This is a genomic window from Archangium sp. (assembly GCF_036388035.1).
In the GTDB taxonomy this organism is placed as follows: domain Bacteria; phylum Myxococcota; class Myxococcia; order Myxococcales; family Myxococcaceae; genus Archangium.
This window is the reverse complement of record NZ_DASVSO010000090.1, coordinates 1-17,292: the sequence shown is the minus strand read 5'-3', so window position 1 is coordinate 17,292 and position 17,292 is coordinate 1. Positions and strand designations below refer to the sequence as shown.

At 69.3% G+C, this 17,292-nt stretch carries 16 protein-coding genes; 1 reads left to right on the top strand and 15 read right to left on the bottom strand.

Going from position 1 to position 17,292, the window contains the following annotated elements; genetic code table 11:
- From VF697_RS03985 to VF697_RS03970, 4 genes are all read right to left on the bottom strand, one after another.
- On the bottom strand, window positions 1–1,120 hold a 1,120-nt coding region (locus tag VF697_RS03985; RefSeq protein WP_331092136.1), incomplete at its 3' end, for a cation:proton antiporter.
- The gene (locus VF697_RS03980) at window positions 1,117–2,322 is read right to left on the bottom strand and encodes a sodium:proton exchanger (RefSeq protein ID WP_331092135.1); all 1,206 of its coding nucleotides are present in this window, start codon (window positions 2,320–2,322) and stop codon (window positions 1,117–1,119) included. The genes VF697_RS03985 and VF697_RS03980, both read right to left, overlap by 4 nt.
- 33 nt (window positions 2,323–2,355) lie before the next feature.
- Window positions 2,356–2,694: a hypothetical protein gene (locus VF697_RS03975; protein WP_331092134.1), complete on the bottom strand. Its 339-nt coding sequence runs from the start codon at window positions 2,692–2,694 to the stop codon at window positions 2,356–2,358.
- Between the two features lie 37 nt (window positions 2,695–2,731).
- A complete protein-coding gene (locus VF697_RS03970; protein WP_331092133.1) occupies window positions 2,732–3,187 on the bottom strand; it encodes a general stress protein in 456 nt (151 codons plus the stop codon).
- A gap of 332 nt (window positions 3,188–3,519) precedes the next feature.
- Here VF697_RS03970 and VF697_RS03965 point away from each other — a divergent pair, with 332 nt between their 5' ends.
- On the top strand, window positions 3,520–4,290 hold the full coding sequence (locus tag VF697_RS03965) for a TVP38/TMEM64 family protein (RefSeq protein WP_331092132.1): 771 nt from the start codon (window positions 3,520–3,522) through the stop codon (window positions 4,288–4,290).
- Window positions 4,291–4,294: 4 nt separating this feature from the next.
- Here VF697_RS03965 and glnD read toward each other — a convergent pair whose 3' ends face one another.
- From glnD to VF697_RS03910, 11 genes are all read right to left on the bottom strand, one after another.
- Window positions 4,295–6,991, bottom strand: a complete 2,697-nt coding sequence (gene glnD / locus VF697_RS03960; RefSeq protein ID WP_331092131.1) for a [protein-PII] uridylyltransferase — start codon at window positions 6,989–6,991, stop codon at window positions 4,295–4,297.
- Between the two features lie 24 nt (window positions 6,992–7,015).
- Window positions 7,016–7,219, bottom strand: a complete 204-nt coding sequence (locus VF697_RS03955; RefSeq protein ID WP_331092130.1) for an MbtH family protein — start codon at window positions 7,217–7,219, stop codon at window positions 7,016–7,018.
- Between the two features lie 17 nt (window positions 7,220–7,236).
- Window positions 7,237–8,022, bottom strand: a complete 786-nt coding sequence (locus VF697_RS03950) for an outer membrane lipoprotein-sorting protein (RefSeq protein ID WP_331092129.1) — start codon at window positions 8,020–8,022, stop codon at window positions 7,237–7,239.
- A 14-nt stretch (window positions 8,023–8,036) separates the two neighbouring features.
- Window positions 8,037–9,281: an ABC transporter permease gene (locus VF697_RS03945; protein WP_331092128.1), complete on the bottom strand. Its 1,245-nt coding sequence runs from the start codon at window positions 9,279–9,281 to the stop codon at window positions 8,037–8,039.
- The gene (locus tag VF697_RS03940; RefSeq protein WP_331092127.1) at window positions 9,278–10,009 is read right to left on the bottom strand and encodes an ABC transporter ATP-binding protein; all 732 of its coding nucleotides are present in this window, start codon (window positions 10,007–10,009) and stop codon (window positions 9,278–9,280) included. The genes VF697_RS03945 and VF697_RS03940 overlap by 4 nt, the downstream gene beginning before the upstream one ends.
- A gap of 79 nt (window positions 10,010–10,088) precedes the next feature.
- A complete protein-coding gene (locus tag VF697_RS03935; RefSeq protein WP_331092126.1) occupies window positions 10,089–11,480 on the bottom strand; it encodes a hypothetical protein in 1,392 nt (463 codons plus the stop codon).
- 38 nt (window positions 11,481–11,518) lie between these two features.
- On the bottom strand, window positions 11,519–12,478 hold the full coding sequence (locus tag VF697_RS03930) for an alpha/beta hydrolase (RefSeq protein ID WP_331092125.1): 960 nt from the start codon (window positions 12,476–12,478) through the stop codon (window positions 11,519–11,521).
- A gap of 100 nt (window positions 12,479–12,578) precedes the next feature.
- Window positions 12,579–13,883 (bottom strand): hypothetical protein, encoded by a 1,305-nt coding sequence (locus VF697_RS03925; RefSeq protein ID WP_331092124.1) that lies wholly within the window; start codon window positions 13,881–13,883, stop codon window positions 12,579–12,581.
- Window positions 13,884–14,072: 189 nt separating this feature from the next.
- On the bottom strand, window positions 14,073–15,011 hold the full coding sequence (locus tag VF697_RS03920) for a hypothetical protein (protein WP_331092123.1): 939 nt from the start codon (window positions 15,009–15,011) through the stop codon (window positions 14,073–14,075).
- 113 nt (window positions 15,012–15,124) lie between these two features.
- A complete protein-coding gene (locus VF697_RS03915; protein WP_331092122.1) occupies window positions 15,125–16,474 on the bottom strand; it encodes an MFS transporter in 1,350 nt (449 codons plus the stop codon).
- Window positions 16,471–17,292, bottom strand: an 822-nt coding sequence (locus VF697_RS03910; protein WP_331092121.1) for an alpha/beta fold hydrolase, incomplete at its 5' end; no start/stop codon positions are given. The genes VF697_RS03910 and VF697_RS03915, both read right to left, overlap by 4 nt.

Genomic DNA, 17,292 nt, shown 5'->3' with positions numbered 1-17,292 from the left:
CCGCCTGCGAGATGAGCCCCATCCACAGGTAGCGGGCCAGGCGCGGATCCTCCGGCGGGGAGAAGCGCCGGCACGAGCCGTAGATGGCCACCGCGCGCAGCACCACCAGCAGCATGGCCGCCGGACCCACCGTCACCAGCGCGTCCAGCTTGAGCCCCGCGCCGGCCGCCGCGAAGAAGAGCGCGAACACGGGCAGGCCCGCCTGTTGGATGGCATGGTGGATGCGCTGGCCCTCGCGCTCGTCCAGGTTGGCGATCAGCGCCCCGGCCGCCAGCGACACCAGCAGCGGCGAGAGGTGCATGCGCGCGCCGGCCTCGGCCGACACGAAGCTCAGCCCCACCAGGAAGAGCGGCAGCTCGCGCTTCACCCGCCGCATGTACAGCAGCACCACCACCGCCAGCACGCCGCCCACCAGCACCGAGCCGAACAGCTCCCACCCCACCCCGCCCAGCAGCCCGCCCACGTCCAGGCCGCCGCCGAAGCTCGCCCGCGTCAGGCCCGCCGCCAGCGCGAAGGCCACCATCACCAGCAGGTCCCCGATGATGACCAGGGCCATGAGGAACTCGGTGAAGCTGCCGCGCGCGCTCGTCTCCTGCACGATGGCGATCGTCACCGTGGGCGAGAAGGACACCACCACCGTGGACACCAGCGCGCTGACGGCCAGGGCCTGCGGCACCGTCATGGCCGCGAGGAAGGGCAACACCGGCTTGAGCGCGAAGAGCGCCCCGAAGATGACCACGAACGTCAGCCCACACACCGCGACGCACAGGGCCGCCACCTTGGCCCCCACCCGCCGGATGAGCCCGAGCTGCAGCTCCGTGCCCGCCACCAGCGCGATGAGGCTCACCGCGAGCCCCTTCACCAGCTCCAGCCCCTTCACCCCCGCGCCCGGAATGAAGCCCAGGGCGTAGGGCCCCACCGCCACGCCGATCAGCAGGTAGCCGGTGAGCCGGGGCAGTCCCAACCCCTTGGCCACCTTCCCCGCGAACAGCCCGCACAGCAGCAGCCCTCCCGCGGCGAGCGCCACCGACGTGCCACTGGCCGCGCGCCACTCCTGGGCCTGGCCGATGGCCGCCAGCACTCCCACCAACAGCACCAACCGCAGGAGCGCGCCCTTCATGGCGTGTCTCTCCGGAGCGGCATGGGTGCCGCCTCCACCACGAGGCGGAAGGCGCGGCTGGCGAGCAGCTCGTTGAAGACGGCCCCCGCCACCACCACGTCGAAGACGCGCTGGGACATGGGCCCCGGCACCAGCATGAGGTACTCCACCACCAGGCACAGCGCGAGCCCGCCCTGCGCGATGAGCGCGTAGCCGAGCCGCGGCGGCAGCGCCAGCGTGCTCCCGGCGATGCGCTGCGCGAGCGCTCCGCCCAGCACCTTGCCCAGGAAACGCAGCCCCAGGTACGCCGGCAGCAGCGCCCAGGCCATCACGTCCCGCGCCTGCACGTGGGCGCCCACCAGGAACACCAGCAACAGGTACGAGGGCCGCTCGAACCGGCCGAGTCCCCGCGCCGCCTGCTCCACCGCCCGGCCTCCCACCAGCGCCAGGGAGGCCCCGCAGGCCACCCCCGCCAGCAGCGCCGAGACACGCAGGTACGCCGCCGCCCCGGACACCAGTGCCACCCCCCCCATCAGCACCGCCATGAGTTCGCCGTGGTCGGTCAGCCCGTGCATGAGGAAGGCGAGCAGGCCGCCACACGCCGCGCCCAGCAGCAGCGCGAGCGCCACCAGGCCGAGCCCCTCCAGGGGGTCCCCCGTCGCGCCAAAGGCGAGCGCCAGCGCGAGCACGCCCAGGCCCACCACGTCGTCCAGCATGGTGAGCAGCGCCACGGACAGCCCCCGTCCCCGGTCCATGCGTCCGGTGCGGTAGCCCAGCACCGCGAAGTGGCCGGAGGAGAGGCTGGCCGCCGCGCCCAGCAGCGCCGCCGCACCCACCGCCGCCCCGGGGGGCAGCCCCATGGAGAAGAGCAACGGGCCGGCCAGCGGCAGGGCCACCCACAGGAAGGCCGTCCCCGCGTGCGCCAGCGCCGCCGCGTACACCGCCCGGGGCAGCAGCCGGACGAGGCGCGGCTCCAGGTTGAGGCCGATGAGGAAGCCCGCCACCCCGAGCCCCAGGGCGAGCACCGGGCGCAAGGCCGTCAGGTCGCTCCACGAGAGGAGGGCCAGCGAGCCCGGCCCCAGCAACGCGCCAAACGCGAGGAAGAGCAGCCCGCTGGCGGCGAGCTGGGCCAGGGCGGGAAAGCGGCCGGGGTCCAACATCGCCCGGTGGGAGGCGAGCAACGAGAGCGCCGCGATGGCGAGGAAGACGAGCAGCGCCTGCACAGAGGCGGTGCTTACACCGCCCCGTGCACGCCGTCACTCACGACGAAGGGGGGGAGCGCCGATCACCGGCAGGGCGACCAGCCGGCCCATGGGTGGATCGTCCGCATCCATCTCGAGCTGGACGCGATGGACGAGCCGCTCCGCCTCCTCCGGGGCCAGCGAGGGCATCAGGCTCACGAGGATGAGCCGATCCTCATCCGCCCCGAGCGCGAGGCTGCGCAGGCCGGCGAAGACGGGGACCTCGACGGACAAGGTGGCCGCGGCGCTGCGGGCCCGCACGACCAGCGGCTCCGGGATGCCAAACTCCCGAAGCCGCCGGATGGCTCGATCTGGTTGGTCCGCGTGGTCGAGGAACGCGAGGAAGAGGTACACGATCCGTGTCTATCCGGTCCGCGGCCCTTCCGTCACGCTACTCGGTGCGATCTGGTCCCGGCTCGGCCGGAGGCGCGGCGGCAGATGTCGCCGTGCCCTCGGAAGTGCCACCCGCGGCGGCTTCCTGCTGCTTCTCCATCGCCGCACGGGCCGCCCGCTTGCCCTCCTCGATGAGCTTCTTGACCTTCTGGCCTCCCTTGCGGCCGATCTCCTCGTAGAAGTTCGGGCCCCGCGTCGCCTTCACCCGGTCCCCGCCCTTCTTGCCGATCTCCTCGTAGAACTTCGCGCCGCGCTCCGCCTTGACGGTCTCTCCACCCTTGCGACCGATCTCCTCGTAGAAGGACCGGCCCCGTTCGGCCTTCACGGTGGCGCCGCCCTTGCGACCGATCGTCTCGTAGAACTCGCGGCCCCGTTCGTTGCGGACAGTCTCTCCGCCCTTACGGCCCGCCTCGGCCACCGTCATGCTGCCTTTGTTGTCCTTGTCCTGCTGCATGGCTTGTCTCCTCCTACTAGCTCCCCTTCCCCGCGAGGGTGCCCCTTGCCTGAAAACTTGGGACGGAAGCGCCCCGATGCAAGCAAGCTCCGTACACCGCCAGCCGTTCACACCTGACAGAGCACATACAAAGCACAGCAAATACGCGAGGTTACGGGAACACGCTGTCCCAGCGGGCATGACTACGGCCTGCCCGCCCGTACGCTTCAATGTCAACAACACACCGGGTCGCATTGCCGATTCCCAGACCCTGTCCCACCTTTCACGCCAATTCAGAGCGGGAATCCTGGTTCGGGAGGCGTGGCGTGACTGGTCGCGGCGGTAGTGGCGGTGTGAAGGTCTGGCTTCGGATCCTGGCGCCTGTGCTGGCCTCCATCGCGGGGCTCACGACGCTGCGGTTGCTGGGGCCGGACTTCGTCAATCAGCGCGAGCTGCACGCCTTCCTCGCCCCGCTGGGCAAGTGGGCGCCGCTGACCTTCATCTTCTGCCTGGCGGTGCGGCCGGTGACGCTGTTGCCCGGCCAGCTCTTCACCGCGGTGGGTGGCATGGTCTTTGGCACCCTGCCCGCGACGCTCTATTCACTGGTGGGCAGCCTGCTGGCCTCGGCGCTCATCTTCGGACTGTCGCGCTGGCTGGGCACGCGGTTGATGAAGCGCATGGCGGGCAGCCGCTACCCGGCCATCACCCGCGCGGCGCGCCGGCACGGCTTCAAGTTCGCCCTGCTCACCTGCATCAACCCGCTGCTGCCCACGGACGTGATGATCGCGGCGGCGACGGCCGCGGGGGCGCGCTTCTGGCCGCTGGCGCTGGGGGTGGTGATCGGCACCATTCCAGGCACCTTCCTCACCGCGCAGTTCGGCAGCGGACTGGCGCAGGGCCAGACCGTGATGACGGTGGTGTCCGGCGTGGGGATGGTGGTGTCGCTGGTGCTGGGCGCAGTGCTCGGTCGCCGCATCTTCCAGGAGATCTCCGAGGAGGCCCCGCCCGAGGAGGAGCCCCAGGCCACCGCGGCCCCGCGGCGCGGCCCGCCGCTGGCGGCGAAGGGGCAGCTCGGCGGGCCGGCGATCTCCACCTTCCAGGAGCTCCCGCCCTCGGGCCCGTGAGGGCTCAGGCCCGGGGCTCGGCGCCCTCGCGCTCCAGCGCCACCAGGGCCGCGGTGATGGCGCCCACGAGCGCCTCCTGGTCGCCCGCCCCCTCCACCTTGGTGCCCTCGCGGGTGATGTAGAACGAGTCCACCGCGCGATGGGCCTCGGTGGCCACCTTGGCGACGGCGATCCGCGCGCCCGCCCCGGTGAGGGCCGAGGAGATGGCGTGCAGCAGGCCCACCCGGTCCTGCGCCACCACGTCCACCACGGTGAAGTCGCGGGAGGCGCGGTTGTCCACCGTCACCCGGGGGGCCACGGGCGGCAGGGGCCGCTGCAGGAGCGAGCCCGTGCGGCGTCGGCGCAGCACCTCCTCGATGGAGGCCTCGCCGAGCAGGACGCGGAGGAGATCCGTCCGGGCCGCGCGCCAGCGGGAGCGCTCGAGCAGCAGCCCATGCGGAGGCCGCACGTCGAAGACGTCCAGTGCGAGCCCGTCCGAGGTGGAGACGATGCGCGCGGAGAGGATGTCGATGCGGTGGGCGGACAGCACCCCGGCGAGCAGCGCGAGGAGGCCGGGCCTGTCGTGGGCCACGAGGGCCAGCTCGCTGTACCCGGCGTCCGGGTGGTGGCGCAGGGCCGCGGCCAGGGGCCGCTTCCGGGCGCACGCGAGCAGCCGCCCATGGAGCGTGGCGCGAGAGGGATCCGTGCCGAGGAAGTACCGCTCGGGGAGCACCTCGCCCAGCTCGCGTGCCCGCGCCTCGCCGAGGACCCGGGCCCAGCGCGTGTGGAAGCGCTCGCGCAGACGCTCGGATGGGAGCGCCCCCGAGGACGCCGCCGTGCCGACCAGGTGGGTCCGCGCCTTGTCGTACAGCTCGCGCAGGAGCTGCGCCTTCCAGCCCGTCCACATCTTCGGTCCCACCGAGCTGATGTCCGCCCAGGTGAGGAGGTAGAGGCAGGTGAGCTTCTCCACGTCGCCCACGCTCCGGGCGAAGTCGGCGATGAGGGCCGGGTCGCTCAGGTCGCGGCGCTGCGCCGTGTGGCTCATGAGGAGGTGGTCCTTCACGAGGAACTCGGCCACCTCGCGCTGCCGGGGCGAGAGGCCCAGGCGCTCGCCGAGGGCCACCATCAACAGCCGCCCCTTCTCCGAGTGGTTGCCCCCCATCCCCTTCCCCGCGTCGTGCAGGAGCATGCCGAGGTAGAGCGGGAGCGGATCCTTCAGGTCGCGCATCTCGCGGGACAGCTCGGGCTCCTGCTCCATCCGCTCGCCGGCGCGCAGGGAGTAGAGCCGGCGCACGGCGAAGAGGGTGTGAACGTCGACGGTGTACACATGGTACAAGTCGTGCTGGTGGTGGGCGGTGACGCGGCCGAACTCGGGCACCACCGCGCCGAGCACGCCGGCATCGTGCAGCTCGAAGAGGAGCTCGCCACGGGTGCCGGGCCGGGCGAAGAGGGCCCTGAAGGCGGCGGTGACGGCGGGCGTGGCGCGAGCGGCCTCCAGCGCGGGCAGGGCCTGCACCGCCTGCTCGCGGGCCCACGAGTAGAGGGGCAGCGCGTGCTCCTCGGCGGTGCGGAAGAAGTCGAGGATGGTGGCGGGCTCGCGGGTGAAGAGGCCCGGATCCGACACGGTGAGCTTGCCGCGGAACACCTTGAAGGCGCCGAGCCGGCGCTCGGGGAAGAGGGAGATCTTCCGGGTGGTGTTGAGCTCCTCGCAGCGGGCGATGAGCGCGTCGGCGGCCAGGCGGATGGCGTTGGCGGCCAGGTAGTAGTCGCGCATGAAGGCCTCGACGGGCAGCACGGGGCCCTGCTGGTAGCCGAGGAAGCGCGCCACCTCCTCCTGGAGGTCGAAGGTGAGCCGGTCCTCCTTGCGGCCACGCAGGAAGTGGAGCTGGTGGCGCAGGCGCAGGAGGAAGTCGCGAGCGGCCTTGAGGCGCGCCACCTGCGAGCCCGGGAGGATGGACTGCCGCAGGAGGCCGGTGAGGCCCCGAGTCCGGAAGCGCACCCGGGCGATCCACAGGGCGGTCTCCAGGTCTCTCAGTCCACCGTCGCCCTGCTTGAGGTTGGGCTCGAGGAGGAAGACGGTGTCGCCGAAGCGCTCGCGGCGGGAGCGCAGCTCGCGGATCTTGTCCTGGATGTAGGCGTCGGCGCGGTGGGTGAGCAGCTCGGGGAGGACATCCTCGGCGAACTGGTCGAAGACGGCGGAGTCGCCCGCGAGGAAGCGCGAGTCGAGCAGCGCGGTGCGGATGGTGTGGTCGGCGTCCGCGGCGCGGGCGCATTCCTCGGGGCTCCGGGCGCTCCAGCCGACGGCGCGCTTCAGGTCCCACAGGAGCGTGGGGAACGCGCGGGCCAGGGGGGCGACGGCCTCCTCGGAGACGCCAGGGCCGCGCAGGAGGAGCAGATCCAGATCCGACTGGGGAGACAGCTCACGGCGCCCATAGGAGCCGAGCGCGATGAGGGCAAGGCCGGGGGGCGCCTCGAACTCGGCGGCGAGCTCGGAGAAGAGACCCTGGACGAGCCTGTCCGTGGCGGCGGAGAGGAGACGGCACGTGGACAGGCCGGCGGCCCCTCCCCGGTGGAACGCCTCGACGCGGGCGTGGGCCTCGCGGAGGGAGTCGCGGGCCCGCGCCAAGCGGTCCTCGGGCCCACCGTGGGGGAACTCGGGCAGCGAGCCGAGCTCCTCGCGATGGGTAGGTGCCGGCGGCTGCGGGATGGGCGGAACGCTCATGGGCGCGGGGAACGCCTGGCGGGGCTACCCTTCCATCTGCTTGCGCAGGCTCAGCGGACGCATGTCCGTCCACACCTGCTTGATGTACTCGAGGCACTCCTCCTTGGAACCCTGCTTGTCGGCGTTCCGCCACCCCGGGGCGTTGTCCCGATCCGCTGGCCAGAGGGAGTACTGCTCCTCGTGGTTCAAGACGACCTTGTAGACAAGCCCGGCATCCTGCTCGCTCATGGGTATGCTCCTGAAAGCTAGAGTTCCTGGCGGAAGTTCTTGTTGAACATCTTGTCGGGAAGCTCCCGACGCACGTAGTTGCTGTATTCGAGGACGGACTTCTCCTCGTTGCGCAGCAGGTCGTAGATCTCCTGGCGGCGCAGCACCTGACGGCCATCCACCGTCTGGTACTCCGCGAAGATGGCGCGCTTGCTCGGCTTGCCACTGCCCAGCTTGAACTCGGCCTTGACCGGCAGGCGCGTGTCCTTGGCGATCCAGTACCGCGTCCCCTGATAGGTCGCGCTCTTGCGCTTGGCGACCATGTCCAGGACGTAGACGGGCTTGCCGTCCAGCACCTCCTCGGTCATCGCCACCGCCTGGTAGTTCTCCACGAGGCTCGTCTGGGCCACGTCACCGTTGCTGGCGTTGCCGGACAGCCGCTGCAGGGGCGTCACCCGCACCGGCCGGCTGGCCGAGCGCAGGTAGATCCACATGAACTCGTCGACCGTCAGGAGGAACTTTCCCTGGTCCTCGGCATCGACGAACTTCACCAGGCTGCGGTCTCCCCCCTTGATGAAGACCTGGTAGTTGGTGACCTTGTCGACCTTCTCGCGCACGTAGTTGGTGATGCGCACGTCGACGACGAACGACTGGAAGCCGTTCTGCCCGCGGTCCGCCTGCGCGAGGAGCTCCTCCGCTGTCGGCTGGGCCGCGGGAGCCTTGGCCGCCGCGGGAGCCTTGGCCGCTGGCGGAGCCACGGGCTCCGTCTGGGCCACCGCCGACTGCACCACCATCAACGCTCCCAACAACATACCCTTCTGCATGGACAACTCCCCGACTAGATGTGCCTCAGTGCATCCACGATCTTCAGCCGGGCCGCCTTGATGGACGGGAGGAACGCGGAGATCGTCTGGGTGAGGGTCACCAGCACGAAGACGATCACGCACAGCCGCGGCACGAAGTTGATCTTCAAGGGAATCCCGGTGCTGAACGTCGGCGGGGGCGGCAGCAGGATGTTGGCGGCATTGATGCCCTTGATCGCCAGGAAGCTCATCACCAGGCCAAGGACCGCGCCCAGGCTCCCCACCAGGAAGCCCTCGACGATGAAGATGCCCAGCACCTGCCAGCGGCGGGCGCCAATGGCCATGAGCGTGCCGACCTCCTGCACCCGCTCCAGCACCGCCATCATCATCGTGTTGGAGCTGCTGAGCACCACCAGCACCGCGATGATGACGCCCAGGACCAGGAAGATGGCGTCATACATGCGCACCACCTGGTGGTAGAAGGTCGCCAGCTCCGACCACGAGCGCGCCCGGAGCTTGATGCCCCCGGCCTCCAGCCCGCTGGTGTTGATCGCCTCGACGACCGCATCCGTGTTCGGCGTCTCATCCAGCCGGATGATGATCCGCGTGACCCGCTCCGCGCCCACCAGCGTCTGCGCGGTGCGCAGCTTCACCTTCAGGGCGCGGTCATCGAACTCCTTCACCCCGGTGGAGAACAGGCCCACCACCTTCACATCCACACCGTTGAGCGAGCCATCCGTGGTGGTGCTCATCACGGTCAGGATGTCGCCGACCTTCGCCTTGAGCGTGGAGGCCAGCCCCATGCCCAGCAGCGCCTCGTACTCGGCGTCTTCCTCCGTCGGCTCCGTGTGCGACAGCGCCTGCCCGTCCTTGATGTTGGTGGTGAAGCCGATCTGCTTCTCGCGAGCGGGATCCACGCCTCGCCCCATGAAGGCTTCCGACTTCTCCCCGTTGGAGATGAGGCCTACGAAGCCCACCTCCCCCGTGGTCCCCACCACGTGGGGGAACTGCTCGAGCCGCGCCTGCAGGGCGCGATAGTCCTGGATGCCATTGGCCAGGGGCTTCTCCTCCCCGTCCTTCAGGAAGGGCTCCGTGACCACCTGCACATGGCCCAGCCCGTTGCGGATGGTCCGCTCCCGCAGCCCTTCGTAGCTGTTGGCGAAGAAGCCACCCGCGAGCATGAGCGCCATCGCCCCGAAGACGATGACCATGAGTGTGATCGCCGTGCGACGCCGGTTGCGAAGCACGTTGCGCAAGGGAATGACGAGAAAGCTCTTCATGGATTCGTTCCGCTCGCGCGCAGCAGGGGGGCCCCGGCGTGCTCGGCGGGAGCCTGCTCACGCACGGCACCGTCGGAGACCCAGATGACCCGGGAGGCCCGGTTGATGATGTGGTGGTCGTGGGTGGAGAAGATGAACGTCACCCGGCGCGACGCATTGAGCGACGCCATCAGCTCGATGATGTCCGCTCCCGTCTTCGAGTCCAGGTTGGCGGTGGGCTCGTCCGCGAGCACCGCCAGCGGCTCGGTCACCAGCGCGCGAGCGATCGCCACGCGCTGACGCTGGCCACCGGAGAGCTCCTGGGGCCGGTGGTGGCGGTGGTTCGCCAGGCCGACGCTCTCCAGCAGCGCCTCGACCCGCTCACGCCGCTGCTTGGCGGGCATGCCCGCGAGGACCAGGGGCAGCTCGACGTTCTCGAAGGCATCGAGCACAGCCACCAGGTTGAAGGTCTGGAAGATGTATCCGAAGTATTGGTTGCGCAGTCCCGCCAGGCGGTGGAGCGGGACGTCCGTGACGTCCTTCCCATCCACGGAGATCCTGCCGGCATCCGGCTTGTCGATACACCCGATGATGTTCAGCAACGTGGTCTTGCCGCTGCCAGAAGCTCCCGCCAGCGCGGTGAACTCCCCACGCTGGAACTCCAGGCTCACTCCCCTGGCGGCTTGGACCATCGTCTTTCCAAGCTGGTAGTTGCGGACGACGTTCGACAGTTGGATGGCCGAGCCCATCTTCTCCCCTACTCCACCGCTTCACGCGGGTATCTCATACCTGAAGGCTTCATTGCCACGCGGCGCGCTCGCGCCGCTCCTAGAACGAGAACATCACGCCCGTGATCAGCGAGCCCCGCTGTCCCACGTTGCCGTACTGGCTCGTGCGACTGCCCGAGAACATCGAGGCCCGGGCGTAGACAGTCGTTCTCCGGCGGATGAGGTAGGACACCTCGCCCACATAGGCGACGCTGAAGTCATCGAGGCCGATGAGCGCCAGCACCTGTCCATTCAGGCGCTCCGCCATCAAGGACTGCGCGGCGCGCACGAAGAGGTAGTTCTTTCGGAGATCCTGGCCCGCGAACCAGCTCAGGCTCTGCAGCAGGTTCACCTCCGGCAGCGAGCGACCGTCGAACACCGGGAGATAGTCCCCCGACAGATAAGCCCTGCGGCTGTAGTCCGTCTGCGACATGTAGCGGTCCCACTCCAACACGGAGAGGCCCTGATCGGTGTGATAGAACTCACCAATGAGGTTGGTTCCCCAGGGGAGCGTGTAATTGACTCCCACCACGTAGCGCAGGAACAGCCGGGGCTCATCCAACTTGAGCTGGTTCAGGTAGGTGCTGCCGAAGAGCCCTTCCTGCTTATCGGGGAGGATGGACCGCGGATACTGCGCGACCGACCCCTGCATGCCGGAGACCTCTCCGTGGATCTCCAGGGCGTCCCCCAACACATAGTTGAAGGTCAGCGCGCCGGTATGCTTGATGTTCGACGCCATGGCCACGACGGCCAGGTCCAGGTTCCACTCGGTCACCAGGACATTGGCGCGAAGGGCCAGATCATAGCGGCGCCTGGTCTTGTCTGAATTCGTCAGCATGTCCGAGCTGAAGACCGCCGAGATGACGTGGTCCCCCACGAAGTAGTCGAGCTGCGCCATGTCCAGGCCCTCGAGCAGCCGCAGGCGGTCCTGCGGGTCCGAGGGCACGCGCCGGGGCTCGAGCAACCCCGCGGGGTTGAAGGCATACCCGTTGGTCCACTTGAGGACCTTGCGTCCGATGGACAGCTCGAAGTCGCCCAGCGGGGCCGTCAGGTACAGCTCCCGCAGGGCGAAGGACCTGGCGGTCTCGGTCTCGTTGCCCACGTTGAGCGCCGAGGACACCTGGGCCTTGACCGAGAAGTCCTTCGGCAGCCGCGCCGCGAACTCGGCGTTGAGCCGGAGCGTGTTCCTCAACGAATCCTGGGCCCACACCTTGCCCCCCGGATTGAACATCGAGTCCGTCTTCCCGACGAGCATCACCTCATTGAGGAGATCGACCCGGTGTCTCAGCCAGTCCTCTCCAAGGACAGACGTCTCCCCGGCATCCGCCACCGGAGCGTCCGGGGTGGGCGTGGGAGGTTCCAGCGGGTTGGGCTCCTGCCCCGCCAGGGCCTCCACGGGCCCGAGGGTCATCAACAGCATGGACGTCAGGATGCACGGGAAGAGTCTTCTCACGGCTGCTTCACTTTCTGGGCTGAAACCCGGACGGCCTCTCAGGGCAGCCCGTTGATGAAGGTGCGGATGTCCTCGGCGATGAGGTCCGCCTCCTGGTACATGGGCCAATGGCCGGAGTTGGGGAGCTCGCGCACGGTGAGCTTCGGCGTGAAGGCCTCCAGGCCCACCAGGTTGCCCGGCAGCAGCGCGTCATCCTTCAAGCCCCAGATGACGTGCACCGGCATGGAGACGGAGACGTTCGAGGGAAAGCTGGGACCCACGTTGGGACCCTGGACGAGGTTGGCGCGGTACCAGTTGAGCCCACCCGTCACGGTGCCCGGCTGGGCCCAGGCCTGGCGGTAGCGCTGCTCCACCTCGGGCGTGACGTAGGGACGCACGACGCGGGCCAGCCCCTCCGAGTTGTTGGCGGTGAGCGCGCCCTCCGCGCTGGAGCTCATGAAGAAGTTCATGTACTGCGCGGCCTTCTTCTGGGCCTCGTTCTCGCGAATCTCCCGCCTGAAGGTGTCCGGGTGGGGCCCGTTGACGACGACCAGCCCGCGCACCAACTCCGGATGCTTCGAGGCGACCATCCACCCGACGGCGGCGCCCCAATCGTGCGTCACCAGCACGACGGGCTCATCCGAGACGGCGCGGATGAACCCCACCGCATCCTCCATCAGCCGCGGCAGCTCGTAGTGCGAGACGCCCTGGGGAACGGGCGAAGGGGCGAAGCCGCGCTGGTCCGGCGCGAACGTGCTGAACTCGGACGCCAGGCGCGACTGGATGGGCTCCCAGGTAAAGGAGAACGCCGGGAAGCCATGCAGGAAGACGATGGGCTTGCCACAGCCCTGCGTCACCGCATGCAGCGTCAGCCCGCCAGTGTCCACCTGTGTGGACTCCGGCGCCACGGACGTGCAGACCTCGGGCGGAGCAGGAGGATCCTCACGGCAGCCGGTGAGCAGGGCCCCCAGCGCCAGGAGGGAAACGCCAACGAAGGAAGAGGAACGGTTCAAATTCATGTGCTGTCAACAGGCACTCCCCCGGCCGGGAGGTGCCTCCGTGATGGGGTGATCCCGAGCGCCGGCCGCGCGCGAGCGGCCGGCGCCGGGCCCTTCCCTGCTACTGCGTGATGTAGAGGAAGGACATGCACATCTCGTCGCTGGTGGTCTCGCCCCAGTTGGAGTCCACCGCGCCCGGTGCGCTGTTGTCCCAGTGGCACTCGAGGTTCAGCGTGTCACCCGGGTTGATGACCTGCGCCTGGAGGAGCTTGTAGTTGTTCTGGTGGTTGAAGTTCCACCGAGGCACCTCCATGAGGCACTGGTTGGAGGTATCCGCGCGCGTCATGTCCAGACGGATGCGCGTGCCGAGCTTGTGCATGTGCGGCGTCACCATGTGGAAGGTGAGCGGCATGTTGTTCTTGAACAGGCCCCCGGTGGCGAAGCCCACCGACTTGGTGACGTCGCTGGAGTAGCGGTGGACGACGTCCGTCTGGCCCGCGGGGATGTTCATCTTCTTCTGGAACCAGGCCGGGTTGAGGAAGGCCATCACCACGGCCTGCTTGGTCACCGTGCTGTCCACCTTGAACGCCAGCGCGGAGGTGTCCGCCGGGATCTCGGCGGCGGCGGTCAGGCCGTGCGAGTGCTCGCCATGGCCCGTCGTGCTGTAGTGCACCTGGAGCACCACCTTGGAGCCCGGCGCCACCTTGATGCCGGTGCCCTCGGGGAAGTCCGAGCCGACCGTGCCGGGCGCCCAGGCGCCCAGGAAGGCGGCCTGCCCCGCGCCGGAGCCACCGAAGCACGTGTAGCCCGGCCCCGCCTCGTTGTTGTCCAGCTGCTGGTAGATGGATACGGCCGCGGGCGGCACCAGGTAGGCGATGACGTGGTGGACGATGGAGGCCACGCCCGGCTCCGCCTGGAAGCCGGTGATGAAGGCCGTCTGATCCACCGACCAGTCCATGATGAAGCAGCGGTAGTCGTCCCCCGTCTTCGGGGTGTACGGCTCCTTCATCGACACCCGCACGTCCACGCGCGACAGCCCACCGGCCGGCGGCGCCTTCACGCCCGGAGACTCGCTCGCCTTGCCCTCACGACCGCCCTCGGACACCCACCGCGAGAGGAGCTGGATCTGCTCGTCCTTGAGCGACGAGTCGCCATGGTACTGGTTGCACTCGTTCGACGGCATCCACGGCGGCATCGTGCGCGACTCGACCGCCGCGCGAATGGCGTCGCGGTTCTTGAACACGTCGGCGTACGTCTGCAGCGGCATGGGCCCGATGCCGCCCTCCACGTGACAACCTCCGCACTTCTGCTGGACCAGCGGGGCCACGTCCCGGTGGTAGTTCGGAGCGGTCTCGTCCGTTTCCTCGGAACAGGCGGCCAGCCCCATCCCCGTCAGCAGCAAGCCAGCCGTGAACAATCGACGCATGTGTAGTCTTCTCCTCGAGTCATTCATCCTGCGTATCTCAAACCTGCAATTGGATGGCGAGAGGCCATCCCATCCCTGAAGGCCCTGGAAGGCCTCGACTTCGCTCCGGGAGGGAGGACGGACGCACGCCGCGTCCGCCCTCCGGACTTCATGACTGCTCAGCCCGCGCTCGAGCGGGTGGCCACCGGACTACTGCTTCTGGTGGCAGAGCACGCACTGGAACGTATCCTGCGTCACCATCGGCGGATCGTTCTTCATGTCGCTGTCCGAGTAGAGCTCGGCGCGCTGGTCCACCGTCGCGATGCGCGCGGTGAGCTTGTCGTAGAACACCCACTTCTGCACGTCGGGCACCAGCAGGGCGTTGTTGTAGATGGCCTTGGCCTGCTCCTTGTGACCCGCCTTGGTGAGCACGTCACCCATGAAGAACCAGAAGCCCTCCAGGTTGTGCGGCGCCGTGGGGCCGTTCCAGCAGGCCAAGTACTGCCCCGAGAGGTTGTTCGTCAGGTGCATGTAGCTGGTGAAGTCCGGGTTCGTCCGGTCGATCTCCTTGTCGATGCAGACGTCGACGTTGCGCCACATGGCCGAGATGCCCTCCTGGTAGAGGTCGCTCTGGACGGGCAGGAAGCTGGAGACGAAGCCCTTCAGGATGAGACCGAAGCTCGGGTAGAGGGTGGCGCACTTGTCGATGAGCGCGAGCCCCTCGTCCATGAGGGCCGGCTTGCGCTCGACCTGGCTGCGGAACGTCTTCGCGCCGCCCAGCCAGCACATGATGCGCGCGTCGTTGGGACGCAGCTCGAGGGCCACGGTCAGGTACTTGTCCGTGTTGAGGATGGCCTCGTACTGGCCCGAGTTGGGACGCGAGAGGTCGCGGCGCCACTCGGCCGCGTACCAGTAGTAGGAGACGCCCAGGAGCATGGCGTTCTCCCCCAGGGTCTGGTCCTGCTCATAGACGGCGAGCAGCTTCGTCTGGGCCTCGGGGATGCGCTCGTAGGCGCCGGCGTTGAAGACCTCCCAGAAGAGGGTCTTGGCCTCGGCGGCCTGCTCCTCGATGGTCTGGGTGGGCTCGGGCTCAACGCCGCAGGCGGTCAGGCAGAGGGCGATAAGGACGACGGACAAACGTCGAAGCATGAAGGGTAATCCTTGTTACGGGGGGTGGGGACGACAACGACGCTGCATCCACCACGGAATCCTGGATGCAGGTGGTGACACGGGAACGTGTCCACGCACAGGGTTGCTCGGCGCTACGCGGCGCGCAGGACCGAGGGCTCCGGGAGCGTGTCTGGCAGCTCCTCCTCCACATTCCGCATGGCGGGAGACAGCCAGGCCGTCACGGCATTCACGAGGATGACGGTGCCCAACACGACGAGCAGCAGCGCGATGCCGCGGCCAGGGCCAGTGCCCATCACCCGCCCCACGGTGCCGGCCAGCGCACCGCCCGGAGCCATCCACGGCTCGAAGTAGCGATCCGCCAGGGGCCCGGCGACGAGCGCGGCCACGGGCGGCGACACCAGGGCCACCATCCGCCGCACGGCGAAGACGCGGCCCTGCATGTCCGCGGGCACCTTGGTCTGCCAGATGGCCTGGGCGCAGCTGGACACCACGGGGACGGAGAAGAGGAAGAAGAAGACGGCGCCCCCCAGCAGCACGACGTGGGGCGGCAGGCACGCCGCGAGCAGGCTCACGCCGGCCAGCACGTGGAAGCCGATGACGCCCAGCATGCGGCGCCGGGGTCCCCCCCACACGCCCATGGCGATGGAGCCGATCATCATCCCCATGCCGGAGCTGGACATGAGCGCGCCCAGTGTGGCGGCGTCCGTGAAGCTCAGCGCCAGGGGCGTGAGCAGCACCAGCACCAGGGCCGTGTTCAGGTTGGCGACGGCGACGAAGGCGAGCAGCCGCAGCAGCCCAGGCCGCGAGCGGATGAAGCGCCAGCCGGTGGCGATCTCCTCGCTGAGCTGGCCGCGACCCCGCTGGCCCTCCTCGCTCCGGGGCGGCGCGGGGAAGCGCACGAGCAGCAGACTGCCCATGGCGAAGGTGAGCGTGCTCAGGTCGATGAGGAGGATGCCGGACAGGCCGATGCGCCCCAGGAGCGCGCCGGCCACCACGGGCGCGACAATCTGCCCGGTGCCGGCCGCCAGCTCGAGGAGGCTGTTGGCCCGGGCCAGGTGCCGCTTGGGCATCAGCAGGGCGGTGGTGGCCTGGAAGGCCGGTGCACGGAACGAGGCGAAGCACGCGCCCAGGCCGATGGTCAGGTAGAGGTGCCAGTTCTGGAGCTTCCAGTGGCCCGCCTCGCTGGCGGCCACCAGCAGCCAGCTGGAGAGCGTCCCCAGGCCAGCGCCCAGGTCCGCCAGCAGCATGACGCGGCGGCGATCCCAGCGATCCACCAGCGCTCCGGCCACCGGCGACAGCACGAGCTGCGGCAGGAAGTAGGAGAACGAGGTCAGCGAGAACTGGGTGATGGAGCCGCTGCTCTGGTAGACGTGCAGGCTCAGCGCGAAGCTGCTGAGCCCCGAGCCGATATAGGACACGAGCCGGCCGACCCAGGTCACCAGGAAGATGCGCAGCGCGCTGTTGGACGGTGTAGCGCTCATGCGACCTCCGGCTGCTGCGTGGACCGCGGCGGCCGCAAGATATCGCGAAGCACCTGGGCGAGCGACTCGATGTGCGGTGCCCGGAGCATGCGGAAGTGGTCTCCAGGGACGGCGTGGAGTTCCACCGGGCCCGGCACGAGCGCGCCCCAGCCGCCCGTGGCGTCCTGCTCGAGCAGCGCGGCATCCGCGGGGCTGGAGACCTGCTCCGGCCGCAGGAGCACCAACCGCAGCCCCTTCGAAGGCTGGGGCCGGAAGGCGCGGAACGCGGCCTGGTGGGCCTCGTAGACGCGCAGGGCACGGCCCAGGTCGTCCTCGGCGGTGGCCGGCGGCAACAGCCGGCGCTCCACGGCCAGGGCAGCCAGCCGAGCGAGCGTCGCGTCCCCCTCCACCTCCAGGCCCAGCTCGCGGGCCAGGTGGCGGACGCCCTCGGAGCCGTCCGGCTGCACGGGCCAGGCGCGCCTCGGCAACCACGAGTCGAGGAGGATGACCCCCGCGACGTCCACGCCCTCGGCTTCGAGCTGACGCGCCATCTCGTACGCCACGAGTCCGCCGAAGGACCAGCCCGCGAGCCACAGCGGGGCCCCGGGGACACGTGCCTCGCGCAACGGGGCGAGGTAGTGGCGCGCCATGGCGGAGATGTCCTCGAAGGGAGGTGCCTCGCCTTCCAGGCCGGGGGCGTGGAAGGCATGGAGCGGCTGCTCCTCACCGAGCGCCTGCGACAGCTCGCGGAACGACAGCGCCGAGCCGCCGATCGCGTGGACGAGGAACAGCGGCGCCAGGTTGCCCCGGGGTTGCAGCGTGGCGAGCGGCGACGACGC

What these genes read in the sequence shown, in the direction of transcription:
- VF697_RS03970 (WP_331092133.1), bottom strand. Translation starts at nt 3,187, where the DNA reads ATGCAGCAGGACAAGGACAACAAAGGCAGCATGACGGTGGCCGAGGCG.
- VF697_RS03950 (WP_331092129.1), bottom strand. Translation starts at nt 8,022, where the DNA reads ATGCAGAAGGGTATGTTGTTGGGAGCGTTGATGGTGGTGCAGTCGGCG.
- VF697_RS03925 (WP_331092124.1), bottom strand. Translation starts at nt 13,883, where the DNA reads ATGCGTCGATTGTTCACGGCTGGCTTGCTGCTGACGGGGATGGGGCTG.
- VF697_RS03945 (WP_331092128.1), bottom strand. Translation starts at nt 9,281, where the DNA reads ATGAAGAGCTTTCTCGTCATTCCCTTGCGCAACGTGCTTCGCAACCGG.
- glnD (WP_331092131.1), bottom strand. Translation starts at nt 6,991, where the DNA reads ATGAGCGTTCCGCCCATCCCGCAGCCGCCGGCACCTACCCATCGCGAG.
- VF697_RS03915 (WP_331092122.1), bottom strand. Translation starts at nt 16,474, where the DNA reads ATGAGCGCTACACCGTCCAACAGCGCGCTGCGCATCTTCCTGGTGACC.
- VF697_RS03930 (WP_331092125.1), bottom strand. Translation starts at nt 12,478, where the DNA reads ATGAATTTGAACCGTTCCTCTTCCTTCGTTGGCGTTTCCCTCCTGGCG.
- VF697_RS03955 (WP_331092130.1), bottom strand. Translation starts at nt 7,219, where the DNA reads ATGAGCGAGCAGGATGCCGGGCTTGTCTACAAGGTCGTCTTGAACCAC.
- VF697_RS03920 (WP_331092123.1), bottom strand. Translation starts at nt 15,011, where the DNA reads ATGCTTCGACGTTTGTCCGTCGTCCTTATCGCCCTCTGCCTGACCGCC.
- VF697_RS03940 (WP_331092127.1), bottom strand. Translation starts at nt 10,009, where the DNA reads ATGGGCTCGGCCATCCAACTGTCGAACGTCGTCCGCAACTACCAGCTT.